Origin of the sequence: Megasphaera sp. (assembly GCF_047831605.1) — a bacterium.
GTDB classification, from domain to species: domain Bacteria; phylum Bacillota; class Negativicutes; order Veillonellales; family Megasphaeraceae; genus Megasphaera; species Megasphaera intestinihominis.
This window is the reverse complement of sequence record NZ_CP181255.1, coordinates 965,506-985,761: the sequence shown is the minus strand read 5'-3', so window position 1 is coordinate 985,761 and position 20,256 is coordinate 965,506. Positions and strand designations below refer to the sequence as shown.

Here is a 20,256-nt window from a genome sequence, read left to right as displayed (position 1 = left end):
GGCATAAAAAGGCTCCCCTGCGAAGGGGAGCTGTCAGCGAAGCTGACTGAGGGGTTCTTTCAAAGGCGATGCGTAAGCGAGCCTGTTTTTTATACTGAAAAAAGGGACTGTCGCATAAGGCGACAGTCCCTTGTATTATATATGGCTTCAGGTTTGGAGCGTTGTTTATCAAGGCTTATTTACGGAAGAGGCCGCCGGAGATGACGAGTTTCTGGATTTCGTTGGTGCCTTCGTAAATTTGTGTGATTTTGGCGTCACGCATCATGCGTTCAACATGATATTCTTTCATGTAGCCATTGCCGCCGAGCATCTGGACGCATTCCGTAGTGGCTTTCATGGCCACATCTGTGCAGGTTAACTTGGCAACTGCAGCTGCTGTGGTGAAGGGTTTGCCTTCTTCTTTCAGGCAAGCTGCTTTGTAGAGGACGAGGCGGGCTTTTTCGATATCTGCGTAGAGTTCAGCCATCTTGAAGGCAAGGTACTGTTGTTTACAAATCGGTTTACCGAATTGTTCACGCTGTTTCATGTAGTCGACAGCAATCTTAAAAGCGCCTTCGGCAATGCCGAGCGCCTGAGCGCCGACGCCGATACGGCCGCCGTCGAGGGTCTTCATTGCCAGTTTGAAACCTTCGCCAGGCTTAGCAATCATCCTATCTTTGTTGACGCGGACATTGGAGAGGACCATTTCCGAAACCTTGGCCGAGCGGATGCCCATTTTATTTTCAATCTTACCGACATGGAAGCCTTCCATGCCTTTTTCGACGACGAAAGCGCACATACTCTTCGTGCCAATTGAAGGATCAGTGAGAGCATAAATGACGGTGTAATCTGCGAGTGGACCGTTGGTGTTGAAAATCTTTGTGCCGTTCAAGATGTAATCGTCGCCGTCCTGCGTAGCAATCGTTTTTTGGCCAGCCGCATCAGAACCTGCGGAATGTTCAGTGAGGCCGAAGGAGCCAATGGCCTTCCCGGAAGCAACTGGAGCAAGGAAGCGTTTTTTCTGTTCATCAGTTGCTGTAGAATACATTACGCTGCCGCCGTAGAGGGAGGTATTGACTGAAAAAGCAATACCGAAAGAAGCGTCGACTTTGGAAACTTCTTCAACTGCAAGAATGTATGGCAGATAGCCGATACCTGTGCCACCGAATTCTTTCGGATAGCAGAGGCCGTACATGCCCATTTGGCCGAATTCCTTAAAGGCGTCTAAAGGGAATTCTGATGCTTCGTCGCGTTCGATGACGCCTGGGGCCAAGCGCTTTTCCGTAAAATCACGAACCTGATTGATGATGTCCTGCTGCTGCTGAGTAAAATTAAAATCCATGATAAAGTCACTCCTTTTATGAAAAAATAAAATACTTAACATGAATTAATACCAATAGTTTAACTAATATTTCGTTTGCAGAACTATTGTGAGTACATAATAGCATGGAAAAAATAGAAAGTCAACGAAATACAAAATTTAGCATAGACAAACTGTTCGCAATGCGAAATAGTAAAGATACATCGTTTGCAACACAAAAAAGGGATTGTATATGATGGCTTTTGCCATTATATACAATCCCTTTTCGTAATTGCTATTTAGTTATCAAAAACTCGCACTAATGACAGAATAGGCGGTGCACAGGATTCGCAGCGGGCGCCCCACGCGGTCGCCCCTACGGGATGGCCGCAGGCACATCCGCAGACTGCGAACTGCGGACTGCGGACTGCGTCGGCCGCCAGGCCGATTAGTGTCCTGCCGGTGCCGGCTGGGCGTCGAGTTCGTGTGCCAGGTCGTGGTCGGTCATGGCGCAGACGGCCGAGTCGGACCAGACGTTTTCAGCCGTTTCGATCATGTCGATGATGGTGTAGATCGGCAGGATGATGCCCATGATGCCGATAGGCGCACCGATGCCGGACATGAGGGACAAGGTCAGGAAGTAGCAGCCCATGGGGACGCCGGCGTTGCCGACAGCCGCGAGGACAGCGACGAAGAGCCAGGCAATCATCGTGCCGAGCGAGAGGTCAAAGCCGCCGTTCTGCATGAGGAAGAGGGACGTGACCAGGATGAAAGCGGCGCAGCCGTTCATGTTGATGGTCGTGCAGATCGGCAGGACGAAGCGGGAGACCTGCGGATGGACGTTGAGGCGTTCTTCTGCCGAAGCCAGGGTGACCGGCAGGGTGCCGGCAGAGCTCTTGGTGAAGAGGGCGACGGCGATGGCCGGTGCCATTTTACGGAAGACATGGACCGGATTGAGGCCGCGCAGGACGAGGAAAATCGGCAGGACGATGAAGAACTGGATGAGGTTGCCGCCGAGGATGACCAGGGTATATTTCCCTAAAGCACCGACGATGACACCGGCTTCAATCTGTGCCGACAGCTGTGCCGAGAAAGCCAGGATGCCGACAGGCAAAATCCAGAGCAGGGCACGGATGAGGGTGAACAGGACTTCCTGTAAGCCCAGGAGGCCTTTCAGGAGGACGGCGCGGTTTTCTGTCTTAGGCATGAAGGCCAGGGCCAGGCCGACAGCAGCCGCGATGAGCATGACCGAGAGGACGTTGCCCGACAAGAACGGCTGGAGCATGTTATTCGGGATGACCGACAGGAAGTGGTCGTAATAGGTGACTTTTTCCAATTTCTGCGGGATATTGGAAACGCCGGAATTGATGAGGTCTACCGGCAGGTTGCCCGGGGCAATCCAGAGGTAGAGTGCCAGGCCGATGGCGGCGGCACAGATGGTCGTCAAGAGTGTGTACGTGACGGCATGGGCGAAGATGCGGCCCGTTTCTTTTTTGGCTCCCAGCGCCGATAAAGTAGTAATGACGGCTAAGGCGATAGTCGGTACGGCAATGAACTGGAATAAGCGCGTGAAAACTGTTGCAATGAAATCAAATAATTGGTTCAGTGCCGGAATGCCGAGCCAGCCTAAGATGGCGCCGATGATCAAGGCGCCCATCCACAAGGCGAATTGACGGCCGCGATGCTGGCCCTGGCTGCCGCGGATGGCTTCCCGGGCTTGTTCTTGGACCCGGTCTTGAGATTCGTTGGACATAATTGTCTCCCCCTTTGATAAATCTAAACGGTATTCTATAGAATACCGTTTTAGTATATTATAGAAGAGGGGACGGTTTCTGTCAATGGAGAAGGGACAAGTCAGGTAAAAAAAACACGTAAAAGGACCGATACACACGCGACATATGTCTACCGGTCCTCTACGTTATAGGATTCATATTCATCTCGTTTTTGGTTCTGGTTACTTTAACCTCGTACAAAAATGTTGAAACAATAATCGTTCGTTGCGCTTGGATTTACTAGACTAACCTATTTGAAAAACATCACACCCATTCGAAAAGTTCGAAGCACTTCAATCAAGATAAGTTAATTCGTAATGTTCATCGACGAACGCTTGCTGATCCTATGGACATTATTTAGTTGTTAATGATCAACGCAATGAAAACTAAATCGTTCTGACTTTTGTTTTCCAAGCTGTGACCCTTACCATCTGATGTGTAAGTAACGTCTCCTGGTTTAACGGTCCGGATTTCTCCGTTGTCGTCATATTCTCCCTCTCCGGAAAGGATGTAATATGCTTCTGCGTTGTCACTGTGAACGTGATAGCCTAAGGAACATCCAGGTTTCAATGTGATTTCGGCGAACATACCTACCTTGTCTTTCAGCTCGGTGGCGCTCAGAAGTTTTCTCTTCAAGATGTACCCCTTACCGCCGGCGGCATGTTCTACTTTCTCTATTTCCACTGGACTCACCCCTTTCTAATGCGCTTACAAAGGAAGCAACTTACTTGCGATTCCTTTCGCATCTCTTGGCTATATTATAGCATAGGATTTTACGCTTGTCATGAGGTATACGAAAATATATTATGTTATTTGCGCGTTAAATAATAGATGCGTATAGCCTTTGGGAATAATGGGGGGGCGCGGTCCGCAGGTCGCAGTCCGCAGGTCGCAGGTCGCAGTCCGCAGGCCTCCCCTGATAGGGGAGGTGGCCTGAAAGGCCGGAGAGGTTGCATTTTCGAACCCGCTTGTGAAAATCCCGTAACCTGCACGGTGATTCAAAAAGCAATCTCGCAGTCAGCTGCGCTGACAGCTCTCCTATGAGGAGAGACTTGGGATAGGACATCAAAAAAGGCGCTGTCGCATAAAGACAGCGCCTTTTTGAGTATTAAGTTTGTAGTTTTTAGTGAAGGCTTTTAAATTTAAAGCCCTCTTCTACAAACTCTGTACTACAAACTTTCAGGAGAAAGGGGCCTTTCATGATGGTAAAAGCCTTCGTGCGACAGCCCCCTGCGGGATTATGGAATCAGGCGGGACGCCCTTTGGGCGACCCCTACGGGATTGTGGAATCAAGCGGGACGCCCTCTGGGCGTCCCCTACGGGAAAAATAACTTCGTTATTTTTCCTGCAAAATCGGCATGACTTTGGTGGCATGGGGCATGATGTTGATGGTGTAATCTTTATCTTTGCCCTGTTCTTTCAGTTTTTGCTGTGCCAGGTCCCAAGCTTCCTGGACGGTGGCGACCGGAATCTGGCCAGTGCGGCGGATGTCGTCGAAGTTGCGCGGCAGCGTGACCAGGATGACCGTGTCTTTATGGGTCAGGCAGAAGAGGTTGAAGGCGACGAAGAAGGGGATGGTGAAGTGTGCCCGCAGGGCCGTTTCCATTTCTTCCATCGTATCGTATTTGAAGCTGTCCATGTAGATAGCCGGTTCTTTGATGTCCCGGGCTTCCATGATGGCGATGATGACGCCGCCGTCTTTGACAGCCATTTCAGCCGGGTCATAGCATTTGCAGCCCTGGTAGAGGCTGACGTCGCTGGGATAGCCGCCGGCACAGGCGATGACGACGTCTGCTTTTTCTTTCATCGGGACGCGCTGGATGTCGAGGACGGCTTCGGTGCCAGCCCGCCATGCGTCGTACCAGTCACCGCCGACCATGCGGCAGATTTCGCCGTCGCCGTTGATGACGGAGTGGACGAGGAAGCACGGATTGATCTTGCTGCAGGCTTCGACCATGTCGTCGTTGAGCGGGTTGTCGTCAATCTTGAGGGCCCGCGTCTTGGGGTTGATGCCGTGACCAAATTCGTCAGCCAGAGCGTGGCAGTGGTTGCGCTGGATCGTTTCGAAACCGGAAACGCCGGGCAGGATGAGTTTGCGGCCGCCGCCGTAACCGGCAAAGAGATGGGTCGTAATGCCATCGACGATGATGACTTTGTCGGCGTCGACAACGTGTTTGTTGAGTTTCAACGGCGTGCCGAGCTTGGTCGTGCCGCAGTCGACGAGGGTCGGGTCCATGCAGTCATGCTGATAGGTTTTGATGCGGCGGATGACTTCTTCACCGCAGACGCGGACGTCTTCTTCCGGCGTCTGGGCGCGGTGCGAACCCTGAGCGAAGACAATGCAGATGTCGTCATCGGGGATGCCGGCCAGGTTCAGTTCGTCGATGATATAGATAAGGAATTGATTGGAATGGTTCCACGTGCGGGTGACGTCGGCGACGACGAGGCAGACCTTATCGCCTTTCTGGACTTTTTCCTGCAACGGGGCGCTGCCGATAGGATGACGCATGCAGTCGATCGTCGCCTGTTTGACGTCGACGGCAGGGACGTGTTTGCCTTCCATGACGCCGACGATGTGTTCTTCCGGGAGCATGACGGATTGTGTATTTTCACCAATATTGAACGTAAATTCTTTTAATGCCATTTTGTACCACCACTTCTTTTTAAAAATAAAAAAACAAATTGTACCTTATTATATCATGCCATGGCCAGTATACAAGTTTAAAGTTGACAATAATCGTTTAACGTATGGCGACCAGCCTATACATTGCCCAAATGGACACAATGGAGATGCTGGCGGGCTATTGATTGCAGCTGTTCCATCGTCTGTAACGGCGTCATCGGTGCGGACCAGTGGTACTGCGGGAAATAGCGGGTCAGGTGCAGCGGGATGTCCGGCGAGAGGGCGGCCAGCCAGCGGGCTTCGGCGTCCATCTGGGCCGGGTCATCGTTTTCGCCGGGAATGACCAGCGTCGTCACTTCGACATGGCTTACGGCAGCGGCCGCTTCGATCGTGTCCAGCACAGGCTGGAGAGATGCGCCGCAGAGGGACTGGTAGAAGGCCTGGGAAAATCCCTTGAGGTCGATGTTCCAGGCGTCGATATAGGGAAGCAGGGTCTGGAGTGGTTCTTTTTCGATATAGCCATTGCTGACCATGACGTTTACCAGGCCGGCTTTGTGGACGAGGCGGGCCGTCTGGATGATGAATTCATAGCTCAAGGTCGGTTCGTTGTAGGTGTAGGCCAGACCGATGCTGCCGTCGGCCCTATAATGCCGGGCCAGGGCCAGGGCCTGCTCCGGTGTCAGTTCCCGAAAGGGCGCTTCCTGCTGGGAAATCTGCCAGTTCTGACAGAAGGGGCAGGTGAAATTGCAGCCCCACGAACCCAGGGACAAGATGGCAGAACCGGGATGGAAGCGATAGAGGGGCTTCTTTTCGATAGGGTCCAGGGCGATGGCCGTGCATTGGCCGTAGTTCAGGGCCTGGAGGTTCCTGCCATCGTAATAGCGGGTCTGGCAGCGGCCGCGATGGCCCTGGGCGATGTGGCAGTGATGGGGACAGAGACGGCAGCGCGCCTGGCCGGACGGGTCGATTTCATAATAAGCGGCTTCCATGGTCTCACCTACTTATAGCGCGTGACTGTGAAGCGGTAGAGGTCAGGCTGGACCTGAGGCGGGATGCCGGCTTTTTCCTTGGCAATGGCGATTTGCTGCTGGACCGTGTCGACGCCTTCCAGGTCGGGCAGTAAGAGGCCCGTCTGGGCATGGCTCATGACGATGACGCCGTACTTCTTGGAATCCAGGTCGGCTGGTGAAGCTACGGCTTCGGGCTGGCCCAGGACGTCGACGGAAATATCGATGTCTTTCAGTTCGTCCAGGCTGACCGGGTAGAAGCGCGGGTCCCGCGTCGCAGCCGATACGGCGTTGTGGATGATTTCACTGGCAATATTCATCTGCATGGGCAGGAAGGTGCCGATGCAGCCGCGCAGGCGGCTTCCCTTGTGGAGGGACACGAAGGCGCCGGCCTTGTCCTGCAGGTCTTCAGGCAGGTATTTGGGTACGTTCATGAAGGCATGGTGCGTCAGGTAGTACGAGATGCTTTCCCGGGCCAGGCGGACGCGGATGTCGGCGACAGCCGGTTTTTCAGCCCGTTTTTCCTGGCCTTCCGGCAGGTACAGGGCGACGCCATAGCCGACGCCGAAGGGCCCTTCATAGGAATAAATCGGCATGACCGGGCGGAAATGGCGCAGGGCGCCGAAGAGGAAATACACCGACGGCAGGCCGCACATGCCGGCTTCGTCGATGAGGCTGCGGCTCATAGTCTTTAAGATGGCCGGGTCCTGTTTTTGCAGGGCCTCCATGACGGTCTTGTCGAAGATGGCCCCTTTCGGCGTGTAGCCGTTCGGCGAACCGGGCAGGAGACGGTGCGACAAGTCGCCCGATGCGATGATGGCGATGCGCCGGCCCAGTCGGGCAGCGGCCTGGACGACGAGATCGCCTAAGAGGCTCATGCTGTCATAGTCGTCGAAGCGCGGCGCCATGAGGACGACCTGGCCCGTGAAGCCGGCCTGGCGAAGGTAATATAAGGGGACGAAAGTGCCCTGGTCGACGTAGAGGGGATGGCCGAAGCGGTCGCTCCAGGCGGCATCGAGTCGGTATACGTCGGTCTTGGGCGTGGCTGTTTCAAAGATTTCTTCGGCCAGGTCCATATCGGTGCGGACATCCATGGCCAGCTCCGGATAGCCGAAAGCGTCGAGGTTGCCGTAGAGGCGGGGCGTTTCCACGAGCGTTGCCCCGTCGGGGAAGACGTAGTTATGAGGCGACATGATGACCAATGTTTCCGGTTTCTGGCTGATGATCAAGCGGGCAGCCGCCTGTACGGCCCGGACCGTGGCGTCTATCTTTCGCAGTTCATCGCCGCCGATTTCCGGCAGCATAATCGGCGGATGGGGAAATAACCCCGCTGCGACACAAGCATGTTCCATAAAAAAACCTCCCTCATAATGGTATATGTCTATTATACCATTATGAGGGAGGTTTGACTAAGGGGCTTGTCGCACGACGACAAGCCCTTTAAAGTGGTTAGCGGCTAGCAGTTAGTTGTTAGCAGATGGCTTTAAATTTAAAGCTATCGCTTCAAACATCATACATCAAACATTAAAGAGAAAGGAATCATGCATGATGGCAGAAACCTTCGTACGACAGCGGCCTGTGAAAGCGGTTCAGGGGATTCCCGCAAGCGGGACGCCCTTTGCGGCCTGCGAACTGCGGGCCGCCTTAACAGGCCGGCCCCTACTAGTATTCCGTGTCTTCCATGAGGCTGGTCTTGCCGAAGCGGGTCTTCAGGTCTTTCCGTTCCATGCTCCATTTGGACGAGGCGATGGACATGGTCGGGTCGTAGTTCGGCGATTCCATGTTGAGGACGCCGCAGATGAATTCGTATTCCAGGTCGTTGGTGAAATACTTGTCCTTATTGGCCTTGATGGCTTTGACGACGTCGGGATTGCGCTTCTGGTAGCCTTCAGACAAGTAGCAGAACATGGGGATGCGCAGGACTTTGAAGCTGGCACTGTCAGGCTGGCGGGCGACGTCGGGATCGCTGCCGTGATCGGAGAAGTAGATCATGGCGTCGAGGTTGAGGTTATCCCGGGCGTAGTCGTAAATCTGCGACAGGACCCAGTCCGTATAGAGGACGGTATTGTCGAAATCGGCTTCCTGGTTGATCTTGCCGTCATTGAATTTCTGAAATTCCTTGGGGTAGCGGTTGCGGTATTCGATGTGGCTGCCCATGATGTGGAGGACGACGAAGTTCTTTTCCTTGGGATCGACGCGTTTGAGGAACTGCAGGAGGGCGCCGTCCAGGGTCGATTCTTTCAGGTCCCGGTCGACCCATTCGGAGACGTCGGCCGTGTTGGCAACCAGCGTAATCGGTGTATCGGCGACGCCGACGGAGCCCTGGTTGCTGAACCAGTAGGTCTTATAGCCGGCCTTCTTGGCCATGTCGATGATGGAAATGGATTCGTTGAAAGGCTTATCGTTGTAGAAATTCGATTCCGTCAGGGCGTGTTCCAGGACGGGGACCGTGTACCAGACGCAGCTGTAGGCGTTGGTGAACAGCGTGAAGTCCGGATTCGATTTCATCGCCGTCAGCCACGGTGTATTGGGCACGTGGTCCGGATTGTAGGCATTCATCAGCGTCCGCGTTTCCGATTCGCCGATGACGACGATGACCGTGTTGGGATAGTCGGCCGGATGGAGCTGGACGGCCTGGAGGGCATTGTATTTTTCGTCGTGGTTTTCGGCATATAAAGCCGAGCGCTGCATGTAGTCGTGCGTGTCGATGAAGGTCCGGATCGGGAAGGCTTCCGGGAAGATTTCTTCGCTCAAGGCGCCGACAGACGGGGCGATGATGAGCAGCAGCGAAGCCAGGGGGATGATCTTGCGGTAGACGTGTGTCCGGGGCAGGATGTTCTGGCGATAGTTCAAGAGGAACAGGGCTCCCAGGATCAGGGCCAGGGCGACGGCGATGGCGGCTACCTTGAACAGACCCAGGGAGTGGAAGTATTCCAGCGTTTCTGCCGGTCCCGTCTGGAAGATGAGCAGGGCGCCGGACGTGGTGATCGACGAATTGTAGAGGAAATAGTAGACCCACTGCAGCAAAATGATGAAGAACGCTGCGAACTGGACGAGGGTCATGAAGACGGCCCCGATTTTGTGGGGGAGATACTGCCGGACAATCATGTTCAGGCAGAAAAAGATAGCAAAAAAGTATAGTCCTACATATATATCATATATATTGTTCAAGTAAATCGTATTCGTATTGATCAGGGAAATGTAACTCAAGTAAGGGCCCGTAATGATCCAGCCCAGGCCGATGAGGGCCGGCGGGATGATGGCGCCTGGTGACAAGTGCTTCCAGTACAGGGCCAGGGACAGGACGACAGCACCGACGCCGGGCAGCAGGCCGAACGTCATGTCTTCGATATTGTCGGGACCCATGCCCAGGGAGACGAGAAACTGCCATTCAAAGCAGAAGCCGTAGACTACGGCGAAGATGATAAGCAGCGGCAGGAGCCGATGCCGACATTTGCTGATTGCCTTCGTTGCATGAACCATGTTGTTTGTTCTATCCTCTCTTAATCTCTTTGTAAAAACGGTGTAAACAAAGCATACCGGCTATATTATACATCAAATGTAGCCGATAACATAGAGGGATTTTCGGAATTATTGGAAAAAAAGATAAAAAAAGACTTGCCAAAAATGCCGTGTCATGGTAGAATAGTTTTCGTTGAGGCACTCCGTGCTGATACAATGGTGAAACGGCCCCGTGGTGTAGCGGTTTAACATGTCGCCCTGTCACGGCGAAGATCGTCAGTTCAAATCTGATCGGGGTCGCCACTTTTTTTGCTCAGGTAGCTCAGTCGGTAGAGCAGGGGACTGAAAATCCCCGTGTCGGCGGTTCAATTCCGTCCCTGAGCACCAACATCAATTACCTATCATGCGGTTGTGGCGGAATGGCAGACGCGCTACTTTGAGGGGGTAGTGAACGAAAGTTCATGGGGGTTCAAGTCCCCCCAACCGCACCATAGCTTCTCACAAGAGGAGCGCTGAATAGAAACGGCCCCGTGGTGTAGCGGTTTAACATGTCGCCCTGTCACGGCGAAGATCGTCAGTTCAAATCTGATCGGGGTCGCCATATTCTTTTTTTAACAATTTTATATGCGGTTGTGGCGGAATGGCAGACGCGCTACTTTGAGGGGGTAGTGAACGAAAGTTCATGGGGGTTCAAGTCCCCCCAACCGCACCATGTAAAAAGGGCTTGTCGTATGACGACAAGCCCTTTTAAGTGATTAGTGGCTAGTTGTTAGTGGTTAGCGGATGGATTTAAATTTAAAGCTTTTCTCTGCAAACTACAAACTCCGAACTACAAACTATAAAGAGATAGGGACCACGCATGATAGCAACAGCTTTTGTGCGACAGTCCCTTTTTTAGCAGTTCGTGTTTCGTAGGGGCCACGAGTCACGAGCCACGAACCACGAGCCACGAACCACGAGCTACTGCTTACTATAAAATCAAAAAGGGGAATCCCTATGGATAAGGAACATATATTTTTTGAAAATTATGCCAGGAACTGGGACCGCGACCGCAAGGCCGACGCCAAAATCTTGTCGTCTTTCATGGAGCTGGCAGGGATACGGCCCGGTTCGGTCATACTCGATGCCGGCTGCGGGACAGGCGTGCTCCTGCCGTATTTGTCGGCGGCTGCCGGTGATGATGGGACCGTCGAGGGCTTCGATTATTCCCAGCAGATGATCGATGTGGCCAAAGAGAAATTTTCTCACCTGGCCAATGTCACTTTTACGACAGGCGATGTCCTGAAATACCATTTCCCGGAAAAACATTATGATGTCGTCTGCTGCCTTAATTTTTATCCCCATATCGCCAGTCACAGCCGCGACGTCATCCGCCGCCTCTATAAGGCCATGGTGCCGGGTGGGACGCTGCTCATCATGCACGATATGCCCCGCAAGGCCGTCAACGCCATCCACGGCGGCCAGCCTGTGCTGCCGCCGGTCGATGTCCTGGAAGAGAAATTGATCAGCGCCGGGTTTTCCGTCGTCATCGCCATGGATACGGACCGGTTCTATCTCATCAAAGTCGTCAAGGAGGCTGACGAAGCCGATTTCGTCTACGACGACGAGGAACAGCCGGCCGGCGTGGCGTCCCATCCCCTCCATCACGGCCATCACCATACGGAAACGAAGCGTGTCCTCAACCGCCTGTCGCGCATTACGGGCCACGTCGAAGCCATCAAGCGCATGATCGAAGACGGCCGCGACTGCAGCGACGTCCTGGTCCAGCTGGCCGCCGTCCATTCGGCCGTCGCCGGTGTGAGCCGGGTCATCCTCAAGGACCATATCGACCACTGCATCATCGATGCCATCCGTGAACACGACGCAGATGCCGTAGAAAATCTCAAGAAAGCTATTAATACCTTTGTCAAGTAATGGTATAATAAGACCAGAGTATCCATTTGGAAAGGGTGTGACCACGATGCAGTTTCGTGTAGTATTAGGTGATTTATCGGAGTGGAAGGCCGACGGGATCGTATATTCTGCCAGCTCGACCCTCTTGCCAACGAATAGCGTCAGCAGTAAGATTCATCAGAAAGGCGGCTTGTCTTTTTCCGCCTCGTGCCGTACGATCGGCATGTGCCACGTCGGCAGTGCTGTCATGACCAAGGGTTATAAATTGAAGGCGCCTTTCATCATCCACGCTGTCGGGCCGTACTGGGTAGGCGGCAAGCGCGGTGAAGAAGGGGAATTGTTGTCGGCCTATAAGAAGGCCATCCATCTGGCCGATGAAAAGCATTTGAAGCACGTCGCTTTTGCTTCGCTGAGTACGGAAGAAAAACGCTACCCCCTGCAGCGCGCTGCCGCTGCCGTCGTCCCCTTGCTCCTGACCGACGGAACCGGCTTCGACCGCATCGACATGGTCTGCACGAGCCCGGAAGAACAGGAAGCCTATACGAAAGCGGCTGTCTTCTTCTGGCTCCGCCATCTCGGAGACGCTGCCGGCAATGAACAGGCGGCCATGATGGAAGAAGCCGGCGCTGCCCTGGCCCTGCTGCAGAGCCGCGATGATGCACCGGACCCGATTGCCTTGTCGGAAGAGGTCAAGAAAATCGAAGCCATCGTCCATCCTTTCTTGAAGTTGAGGAAACGCAGCCTCGTAGACATCGAACAGGCTGCATCGCAGATCATGGCCTTGTATCCGGCCAGCAGTGCGGAAGGAGTGTAACCCATGGCAAAAAGAAACGGAACCCATGACCTGGACGTCACCGTCCAGTGCCCGGCCTGTCATGAATACGGCGTCTTCCATACGTGGGATGTCATCGACACGGCTGATGCGAAATTGAGCGAACGCGTTCATTTCGACGAAAATCTATTTTTCTACACGTGCCCTCATTGCCACGCCAAGATCCACATGGAAAGCAAGTGCCTCTACATCGACCGGGACAAGAAGCTCCTGGTCTGGCACATCCCGGATCCGAAAGAACGGGTCACGTCGAAGGAAGTCCAGGATGCCCTGGGTTCGCCGTCCTTCACGACCTATACCTGCCGGGCTGCCCTGACCTGGGGCGAATGGCGGGAAAAGATCATCGAACTGGAAGGCTCTTATGATGACCGCCTCTATGAAATTATCAAATACGGCGCTTATCAGCTCCTGAGCCAGGAAGACAAGGAACGCCTGCCCCTGGAAGCCTATCACATCGACTATGCCGACGATAGCCACGATCCGGACAAGCTGGCCCTGGTCTTCATGCAGGAAGATGCCAAGGGCATGGCCTATGTCTATCCCATTACAGAACATTTGAAAGAAGTGACCAAGGATATCTTCCTGCCCATCATCGAACAGATCGCCGATGCCAACCGCAAGGCCCAGTTCGACCGTTTCGGCTATTCCTGGGCCCGCCAGTTCACGACGTACATCATCAAGGCCGCCGAAGAAGACAAGAACCGCGAAACCTATGGCAACCTCATCGGTTTCTGGGTCAAGACCATTGGCGACGAAATCTTCCGGGCCGAAGTGAAGCCGGAAAAATAATGGTTTGCGGCGGGCCGCCAGCCACTGCTGTCCGTTTTGGCATCCGTCCTGTGCCTTCCGCTGGTCGGCACCTGACGGGCCAAAAAGGCTTTCAGGACGGCCCCTACAAGCCACTAGCCACTAAAGAGGCTGTCGCATGACGACGGCCTCTTTTTATTGACAGATGTTTTAATTAAAAATATAATAAAAATAATGGGTTATTGTAGGATTTGTATTCCCTGGCAATTCATAATTTTGTTAGATAGGAAGGAGACATTGGATGTTTTCTATTTTAAAGCGTATTATGCTGACGACGGTCATTGCTGTCGGTTTTATGATTGGCTCCATGACGGTGACGGCTCAGGCCGATATGCCGCCGACGATTGCTGAATCGGCCTGCATGATCGACGTCGATACAGGTAAGGTATTATATCAGGTCTATCCGACCAAGTGGGTCCACCCGGCGAGCACGACGAAAATCGTCACCCTCATTACGGCCCTGGACCAATATAAGGATAAGCTGGACCAGCCCTTGCAGATTTCCTGGGAAGCTGCCAATACGGAACCTTCCTGCCTGGGGATTGCACCGGGCGATCCCATTTCTATCCGTGAAGCCCTGCGGGGCATGATGGTCGTTTCCGGGAACGATGCCGCTGTCGCCGTCGCCCAGACTTTAGGGGGTTCTGTCGCCGGCTATGCGGAAAAGATGAACCAGGAAGCGGTCAAAATGGGAGCTACCCATACGAATTTCGTCAATCCCAACGGCTTGACGGCAGCCCATCACCACACGACGGCCATCGACATGGCCAAGATGGCTGCGTACGGGATGAAGAACTTCCCTGAATTTCGTTATATTGTAGGACTCAAATCCTATGATGTAAAATACATGGATGGTCGGGAACCGAAGCACGTCACGACGACGAACCATTTCCTGACCAGCGGCTATCCCGGCGCGAACGGCGTCAAGACAGGCTTTACCAATGCTGCTGGCGAATGTCTCGTTGCTTCGGCAACGCGCGACGGCCATACGCTGGTCTTGGTCCTGTACAACGACGACAACCGCTGGACCGATGCACCGACCATTTTAGATTACGGCTTCCGGAGATTGCAGACGGGGAAATAGCCTGACCGGGAGCGCGACGAGGGGGTATAGTTATGGCGCACGTTTTGATTATTGAAGATGACAGTATGATCGCTGCCATCGAACGGGACTTTCTTGAGGCCAACGGCTTTGAAGTATCCGTAGCCATGACGGGAAAGGAAGGCCTGAAGATCTTTGATGGCGGAGCCATCGAAGCAGTCCTGTTGGACATCGGCCTGCCTGACACGGATGGCTTCCTGTTGTGCCGCAAACTGCGGGACATCAGCAACGTCCCCATCCTTTTCATCACCGCTCGGGGGAGCGACGACGATAAGATCAAGGGATTGGGACTCGGTGCTGACGATTATATCGTCAAGCCTTTCAATCCATCGGAAATGATGGCCCGCCTGAAGGCCCATCTGGAAATCCATCAGAGACTGTTAGGGGGACGTTTCCAGGATGCCGATGACAACAAACCGGATATCCAAGTCGGCGACTTGCGCATTTTCATCAAGCGCCACCAGATTTTCCGGGGAAAAACAGAAATCAATCTGACTGGGAAAGAATTCAATCTGCTCTTGTTCCTGGCCCGTCATCCCAACCAGGTCTTCTCCAAGAAGTACCTCTTCGAGATGATATGGCATCTCGATGCCCTGGGCGAACTGGCGACGGTGACGGTCCACGTCAACCGCCTGCGGGACAAGCTCAACGAAGTCGAACCGGAATTCACGGCAATCGAAACCGTTTGGGGAAACGGTTATCGCTTCCGCGTAGAAGAATAAAAAAAATAGGCTGTCGCAAATGCGACAGCCTATTTTTTACTGTAGGGGTCGCCGCGTGGGCGACCCGCTGGATATTTGGTGACAACCTCTCTGGCCGGAAAATCGCTCATGTTCTGGGGCGGGCTTGCCACGTGCAAGCCCCTACGAAGCTAGCCACCAGCCAGAGCTGCCAGCCAGAGCTACTAACCACGAGCCACGAACCACGAGCCACGAACCACGAACCACTAAAAAAGGAGCTGTCGCAATGCGACAGCTCCTTTTTTCACTATTAGTAATTAACGTTGCGGAGTTCGAAGAAGGACTGGGGATGTGCACAGACCGGGCAGACTTTCGGAGCTTCGACAGCTTCTACGATGAAGCCACAGTTGCGGCAGATCCAGGTCTTCTTGTCGGATTTCTTGAAGACTTCCTGTTTTTCGACGTTAGCCAGGAGAGCGAGGTAGCGTTCTTCGTGGTGTTTTTCGATTTCAGCGACTTTTTCAAATAAGAAGGCGATTTTGTCGAAGCCTTCTTCACGGGCTTCTTTAGCGAAGGTCGGGTACATTTCCGTCCATTCGTAATGTTCGCCGGCAGCAGCGTCTTTCAATGCGTTGATGTCGTTGGGCAGTTCGCCGCCGTTGAGGAGTTTGAACCAGATCTTAGCGTGTTCTTTTTCGTTGTTAGCTGTTTCTTCAAAGAAAGCTTTGATCTGTTCGTAGCCTGCTTTTTTAGCTACGCTGGCATAATAGGTGTACTTGTTGCGGGCCTTGGATTCACCTGCAAAGGCAGCCTGTAAGTTTTTTTCTGTTTTCGAACCTTTTAATTCCATAATTCATTTCCTCCTTGACAAAAAAGTCATATTTGAAATTATTTTTTAGCACCTCTTTGGGTTGATTTCATTGTAGCACTTTTTAACTCTGATGTCAACGGATAATTATTATTCGTTAGTAGAAAACTTTTAACGGGCCCGGTTGTTGTCGTGGCCGTCTGCCGTATGGTCCCGGTCGCCAGCATGGCTGCTGTTCTGACTGCTGCTGCGGCTGTTCTGGCTCTGGCTGCTCCGGGAAGACGACGACTGGCTGCTGCGGCTCTGGGATTGGGAGCGGCTGTGGCTGGTGCTGTCGTCGCGGGTATAGGAATCCCACTTCGATTTGACCGTGTCGCCGGCATCTTCGGCCGAGTCCTTGAGGCTGCCGTATTTCGCCTTGAACTGGGCTTCAATCTGGTCCGCTTTTTCCGGGTACATGGCCTTCAGTTTAGCCAGGAGTTCGGCCTTGCTGGCATTTCCCTTATCCAAGGCACCCTGGATTTCTTTATACTCTTTATAATAGGCCATCCAATGCTTCAACGGGCCGTAATCGTTGCTCATGAAGGATGTGTAGCTGCCGAAGGCGCAGGCCAGTGTCAGGATGAGGAAGATGAGGACGCGCTTCATTTACTGCGCCCCCTTCCCGCGGGCTGCGGCGTGGCAGGCCTGGCTGGCCGAGCTGGCCGTCATGGCGGCGAAGAGGACCGTCAGGACGACGAGGACCCGCGTCACCAGGGAGAGCGTCGGCAAGGGCAGGAGGTCCGTATAGGCATAGGCCGGGATGAAGGAAATGCCGATGGCTGCCAGGATGACGATGGCCAGGGCCAGGTAAAGGAAACCGCTGAGGATACCGAAGAGGGTCCCCAGGACGTCCATGAAGGGGCTGGCGACGGCTTTGGCCGCTTTGCCCATCTGGCTGTCGCCGTCGTTCCAGTTGAAGTCCTTGCCCGTCTTGGCGGCTTCGGCGGCGTAGCGCTGGCGCATGACCTGTTCCCGGTCGTAACGGCGCTGCTGCTGGGCCAGCTGCTGCTGACAGTAGTATTCGTCGTCCCGGTCTTGGTCATAGAAGACGCGGTCTTCCACGCCCGGCCCGAAATCGCCGTAGGCGCCGTATTCGTCGCCGGGCATACGCGGGTTGTCTTCGGGGACGATGGGTTCGCCGATATAATAGCGGTAAATGTTCTTGGGATGTCCCAGTTTACAGCAGATTTCTTCTTCCGACCTGCCTTCTTTGGCACCGATGCGGAACTGTTCTTCGCAGTCTTCGATGATGCCTTTTAAATCATTTTTGTCGCTCTTGCGAAAATAGTAGCGCAAGAGGTCCATAAATTCATTCTTTCTCATGCTTTACTCTGTCAGGCCCTTCCTTTCCCGTGAGTGCTTCATAGCGCTGGTGAAACGTCGCCCCGTACTGCCAGGCAGCGACGCTGATGGCGGCGATGGCGATGATGACGATGAAGATGGCAAATACCGGCATGTCCGGCAAAAAGGCGACCGATGCCAGGGGCTCTTTTTCCAGGGCGATGCAGATGGCCACCCAGGCCAGGAGCGCGATGGCGCAGACCGTGCAGATCGTGCCGATGATGTAACAGCTGAGATAGGACCGGCGCAGGCTCTGCCGGCTCATCGATGATTTCAAAGCAATTCCTCCTCTTCAATTCATTACCTGTTATCTTAACACAGGCACTATAGCAGGTCAATCACGGCGGCCCATTCCCTTGCGAAGGGGGGCCTGGGGCTATATAATGATATATAATTCTATTTGTCTTTTGAAGGAGGAATTTTGATGGCTGATTTTGTCCGTTACTATGTAGGTGATGTCGTTCAGATGAAGAAGGCCCATCCCTGCGGCTGCAATGAATGGGAAGTGCTGCGCATCGGCGTCGATTTCGTCATCCGCTGCACCGGGTGCAGCCACCGGGTCATGATTCCCAGGCCAAAATTTGAAAAGTCTGTAAAGAAACGATTAAAATGCGCTGGTGATGAAAGTGAAAAAGCGTAAAAAGTTAGAAAAAGGTATTTTTATTTTTAGGACTTTGTGGTACAATATTCAACAGCCGATATTTTAACACTTTACTAGAATAAAGAACTAAAGAAAGGGAGGTCATAGGATGAACAACAATACCTTGGATGGAGTGAAGATGCTCCACCATGATGAAATGCGCAATTATGACCGGATCCAGGGGAAAATCATTTCTGTCATTATGAACCACGGCTGTAAGATTATTGAAACGCCGAGTTTTGAAGATTACGATGTATACCAGCACTTCTTTCCACAGCTCCGCCAGCAGATGGTCAAGACCATCGATACCGATGGCCGTGTCCTGGTCCTGCGGCCGGATGTGACGCTGCCTCTCGTCGAAACGGCAGCCCGCGAATTCCCGCGCTCGAACCAGCTGCTCAAGTTCGGTTATGTCAGTACAGTCTTCCGCGAATACTACGGCCGGTCGACGTATGGCAAGGATTTCCTGCAGGGGGGCATTGAAATCCTGGGCGACTCCAGCCCCGAATGTGACGGCGAAGTCATCGTCACGGCGGCTGAGATCCTCAAGGCCGTCGGCGTCGAAAACATCCGCATCGACATCGGTACGGCAGCCTATACGCAGGCATTGTTCGATGGCCTTCCCATTTCGGAAGAAGAGAAAGAAACGCTCAAAGGCTATATGGCCGACCGCAACCTCGTGGCCTGCAAGTCCTATATCGCCGCCCTGCCGGTATCGGCCGATGCCCGCAAGGCCCTGGAAGCCCTGCCGGTCCTCTTCGGGCCCTATGCCCAGACCCTGAGCAAGGCCCGAGATTACTCTATCAACAGCGGCATGCTCAACGCCCTGTCGCGGCTGGAACGGGTCTATGACTACATCCTTTATGCCGGCTATGCCGATAAGGTCCAGCTCGACTTCGGCTTTGCCAGCCGCCTGGGCTACTATGTGGATACGGTCTTCAAGGTCTACGTCGACGGCGCTCTGTACGACATCATCGACGGCGGCCGCTATGACCAGCTGTCGTCGCGGTTCGGCGTCGACCGCCCGGCCTGCGGCTTCGGCATGAACATCAATTTATTGTATGAATACATGAACGATGCCGGCCTGTTGGAAGATACGGAACCGTCGTTCCAGATGGCCGTATCCTATACAGCCGGCGACCAGACCCTGGTCCGGGACCTCATGAACTGGCGCAGCCGCGGCTTCCGCGTCGCCGCCTATCCCGATTCGTCCTTCATCGACAGCGGCGATTACAGTATCCACGCTATTTACCGCAACGGCTCGTACTATAAGGACGGCAAGGCCATGACGGCCGAAGAATTGGAAGCACTCATGGGGAGGTTGTAACATGGCGATTCATATTGCACTGGCCAAGGGCCGTATTCATAAAGTGGTCATGAAGTATTTAGCCGAAAGCGGCTATGATTTCCCGACGTATTCCGAAGAGAGCCGCAAGCTCATCTTTGAAGACGCCAAGGGCCAGCTCAAAGTGACCCTGGTCAAGTCGCCTGACGTCGCTGTCTACGTCGAACGCGGCGCCGCTGACGTCGGTATCGTCGGCAAGGACGTCCTCATCGAAGAAGCGCCGGGCGCCGACGTCTACGAAGTCATGGACCTGGGCATCGGCCGCTGCCGCATGGCCGTCGCCGGTATCGCCGGCAAGAAGGTCGACATGACCAAGCGCATCACTATCGGCACGAAATATCCGCGCATTGCCCGCAGCTATTTCGAGGCCAATCATCACAGCGTCGACATCATCAAGCTCAACGGGTCCGTTGAACTGGCACCGATCGTCGGCTTGTCCGATGTCATCGTCGATATTGTCGAAACGGGCAATACTTTGAAGGCCAACGGCCTGGAAGTCCTGAAATACTTCATGGATTTCAGTGCCCGCATGATTTGCAATCCCGTTTCCTTTAAGATGAAATATAACGAAATCCAGCAGCTCATGGATGTCATCCGTGAACACAGCATGAAGGCATAACTAA

19 protein-coding genes and 5 tRNA genes are annotated in these 20,256 nt (G+C 53.6%); 13 read left to right on the top strand and 11 right to left on the bottom strand.

Annotated elements, in window-relative coordinates:
• Window positions 1-175: 175 nt before the first annotated feature.
• The 7 genes from ACFWUB_RS04775 to ACFWUB_RS04745 all read right to left on the bottom strand — a co-directional run bounded on the left by ACFWUB_RS04775 (window position 176) and on the right by ACFWUB_RS04745 (window position 10,164).
• A complete protein-coding gene (locus ACFWUB_RS04775) occupies window positions 176-1,321 on the bottom strand; it encodes an acyl-CoA dehydrogenase family protein (protein WP_416184304.1) in 1,146 nt (381 codons plus the stop codon).
• A 406-nt stretch (window positions 1,322-1,727) separates the two neighbouring features.
• Window positions 1,728-3,032: a dicarboxylate/amino acid:cation symporter gene (locus ACFWUB_RS04770; RefSeq protein WP_416184303.1), complete on the bottom strand. Its 1,305-nt coding sequence runs from the start codon at window positions 3,030-3,032 to the stop codon at window positions 1,728-1,730.
• Window positions 3,033-3,408: 376 nt separating this feature from the next.
• Window positions 3,409-3,735, bottom strand: coding sequence for a cupin domain-containing protein (locus ACFWUB_RS04765; RefSeq protein ID WP_020309930.1), 327 nt, complete (start codon window positions 3,733-3,735; stop codon window positions 3,409-3,411).
• Window positions 3,736-4,387: 652 nt separating this feature from the next.
• Complete coding sequence (gene larA / locus ACFWUB_RS04760) at window positions 4,388-5,695, bottom strand: nickel-dependent lactate racemase (protein WP_014015216.1); 1,308 nt, start codon at window positions 5,693-5,695, stop codon at window positions 4,388-4,390.
• Window positions 5,696-5,811: 116 nt separating this feature from the next.
• A complete protein-coding gene (gene amrS / locus ACFWUB_RS04755; RefSeq protein WP_416184302.1) occupies window positions 5,812-6,663 on the bottom strand; it encodes an AmmeMemoRadiSam system radical SAM enzyme in 852 nt (283 codons plus the stop codon).
• A gap of 8 nt (window positions 6,664-6,671) precedes the next feature.
• Window positions 6,672-8,033: an AmmeMemoRadiSam system protein A gene (gene amrA, locus ACFWUB_RS04750; RefSeq protein ID WP_020309934.1), complete on the bottom strand. Its 1,362-nt coding sequence runs from the start codon at window positions 8,031-8,033 to the stop codon at window positions 6,672-6,674.
• 310 nt (window positions 8,034-8,343) lie between these two features.
• On the bottom strand, window positions 8,344-10,164 hold the full coding sequence (locus ACFWUB_RS04745; protein ID WP_416184301.1) for a phosphoethanolamine transferase: 1,821 nt from the start codon (window positions 10,162-10,164) through the stop codon (window positions 8,344-8,346).
• A gap of 205 nt (window positions 10,165-10,369) precedes the next feature.
• Here ACFWUB_RS04745 and ACFWUB_RS04740 point away from each other — a divergent pair.
• The 10 genes from ACFWUB_RS04740 (at window position 10,370) to ACFWUB_RS04695 (ending at window position 15,499) form a co-directional block, all read left to right on the top strand.
• Window positions 10,370-10,446 (top strand) — tRNA-Asp (locus ACFWUB_RS04740).
• A gap of 8 nt (window positions 10,447-10,454) precedes the next feature.
• A tRNA-Phe gene (locus ACFWUB_RS04735) sits at window positions 10,455-10,530 on the top strand.
• An 18-nt stretch (window positions 10,531-10,548) separates the two neighbouring features.
• Window positions 10,549-10,634, top strand: a tRNA-Leu gene (locus ACFWUB_RS04730).
• 33 nt (window positions 10,635-10,667) lie between these two features.
• Window positions 10,668-10,744: transfer RNA gene (locus tag ACFWUB_RS04725), tRNA-Asp, on the top strand.
• 25 nt (window positions 10,745-10,769) lie between these two features.
• A tRNA-Leu gene (locus tag ACFWUB_RS04720) sits at window positions 10,770-10,855 on the top strand.
• A gap of 284 nt (window positions 10,856-11,139) precedes the next feature.
• Entirely contained in the window at window positions 11,140-12,057 is a 918-nt protein-coding gene (locus ACFWUB_RS04715; RefSeq protein ID WP_292107109.1) for a metal-sensing transcriptional repressor, read from the top strand.
• A gap of 124 nt (window positions 12,058-12,181) precedes the next feature.
• Window positions 12,182-12,850, top strand: coding sequence for a macro domain-containing protein (locus ACFWUB_RS04710; RefSeq protein ID WP_416184300.1), 669 nt, complete (start codon window positions 12,182-12,184; stop codon window positions 12,848-12,850).
• A gap of 3 nt (window positions 12,851-12,853) precedes the next feature.
• On the top strand, window positions 12,854-13,657 hold the full coding sequence (locus ACFWUB_RS04705; protein WP_020309938.1) for a CpXC domain-containing protein: 804 nt from the start codon (window positions 12,854-12,856) through the stop codon (window positions 13,655-13,657).
• Window positions 13,658-13,916: 259 nt separating this feature from the next.
• On the top strand, window positions 13,917-14,759 hold the full coding sequence (locus ACFWUB_RS04700) for a D-alanyl-D-alanine carboxypeptidase family protein (RefSeq protein WP_020309939.1): 843 nt from the start codon (window positions 13,917-13,919) through the stop codon (window positions 14,757-14,759).
• Between the two features lie 32 nt (window positions 14,760-14,791).
• Window positions 14,792-15,499, top strand: a complete 708-nt coding sequence (locus ACFWUB_RS04695) for a response regulator transcription factor (protein ID WP_416184299.1) — start codon at window positions 14,792-14,794, stop codon at window positions 15,497-15,499.
• A 268-nt stretch (window positions 15,500-15,767) separates the two neighbouring features.
• On the opposite strand, the gene rbr is transcribed toward ACFWUB_RS04695, so the two are convergent.
• The 4 genes from rbr to ACFWUB_RS04675 all read right to left on the bottom strand — a co-directional run bounded on the left by rbr (window position 15,768) and on the right by ACFWUB_RS04675 (window position 17,925).
• Window positions 15,768-16,307 carry a rubrerythrin gene (gene rbr / locus ACFWUB_RS04690; RefSeq protein ID WP_416184298.1) on the bottom strand — a complete coding sequence of 180 codons (540 nt, stop codon included), beginning with the start codon at window positions 16,305-16,307 and terminating at the stop codon, window positions 15,768-15,770.
• A 129-nt stretch (window positions 16,308-16,436) separates the two neighbouring features.
• Entirely contained in the window at window positions 16,437-16,913 is a 477-nt protein-coding gene (locus ACFWUB_RS04685) for a hypothetical protein (RefSeq protein ID WP_020309942.1), read from the bottom strand.
• On the bottom strand, window positions 16,914-17,630 hold the full coding sequence (locus ACFWUB_RS04680; protein ID WP_292301352.1) for a DUF1700 domain-containing protein: 717 nt from the start codon (window positions 17,628-17,630) through the stop codon (window positions 16,914-16,916).
• Window positions 17,617-17,925 carry a hypothetical protein gene (locus tag ACFWUB_RS04675; protein WP_239639560.1) on the bottom strand — a complete coding sequence of 103 codons (309 nt, stop codon included), beginning with the start codon at window positions 17,923-17,925 and terminating at the stop codon, window positions 17,617-17,619. The genes ACFWUB_RS04680 and ACFWUB_RS04675 overlap by 14 nt, the downstream gene beginning before the upstream one ends.
• A gap of 147 nt (window positions 17,926-18,072) precedes the next feature.
• Here ACFWUB_RS04675 and ACFWUB_RS04670 point away from each other — a divergent pair, with 147 nt between their 5' ends.
• From ACFWUB_RS04670 to hisG, 3 genes are all read left to right on the top strand, one after another.
• Complete coding sequence (locus ACFWUB_RS04670) at window positions 18,073-18,288, top strand: DUF951 domain-containing protein (RefSeq protein WP_416184297.1); 216 nt, start codon at window positions 18,073-18,075, stop codon at window positions 18,286-18,288.
• A gap of 109 nt (window positions 18,289-18,397) precedes the next feature.
• Window positions 18,398-19,615 carry an ATP phosphoribosyltransferase regulatory subunit gene (locus ACFWUB_RS04665; RefSeq protein ID WP_416184296.1) on the top strand — a complete coding sequence of 406 codons (1,218 nt, stop codon included), beginning with the start codon at window positions 18,398-18,400 and terminating at the stop codon, window positions 19,613-19,615.
• A 1-nt stretch (window position 19,616) separates the two neighbouring features.
• Window positions 19,617-20,252, top strand: a complete 636-nt coding sequence (hisG, locus tag ACFWUB_RS04660; RefSeq protein WP_020309947.1) for an ATP phosphoribosyltransferase — start codon at window positions 19,617-19,619, stop codon at window positions 20,250-20,252.
• The last annotated feature ends 4 nt before the right edge of the window (window positions 20,253-20,256 follow it).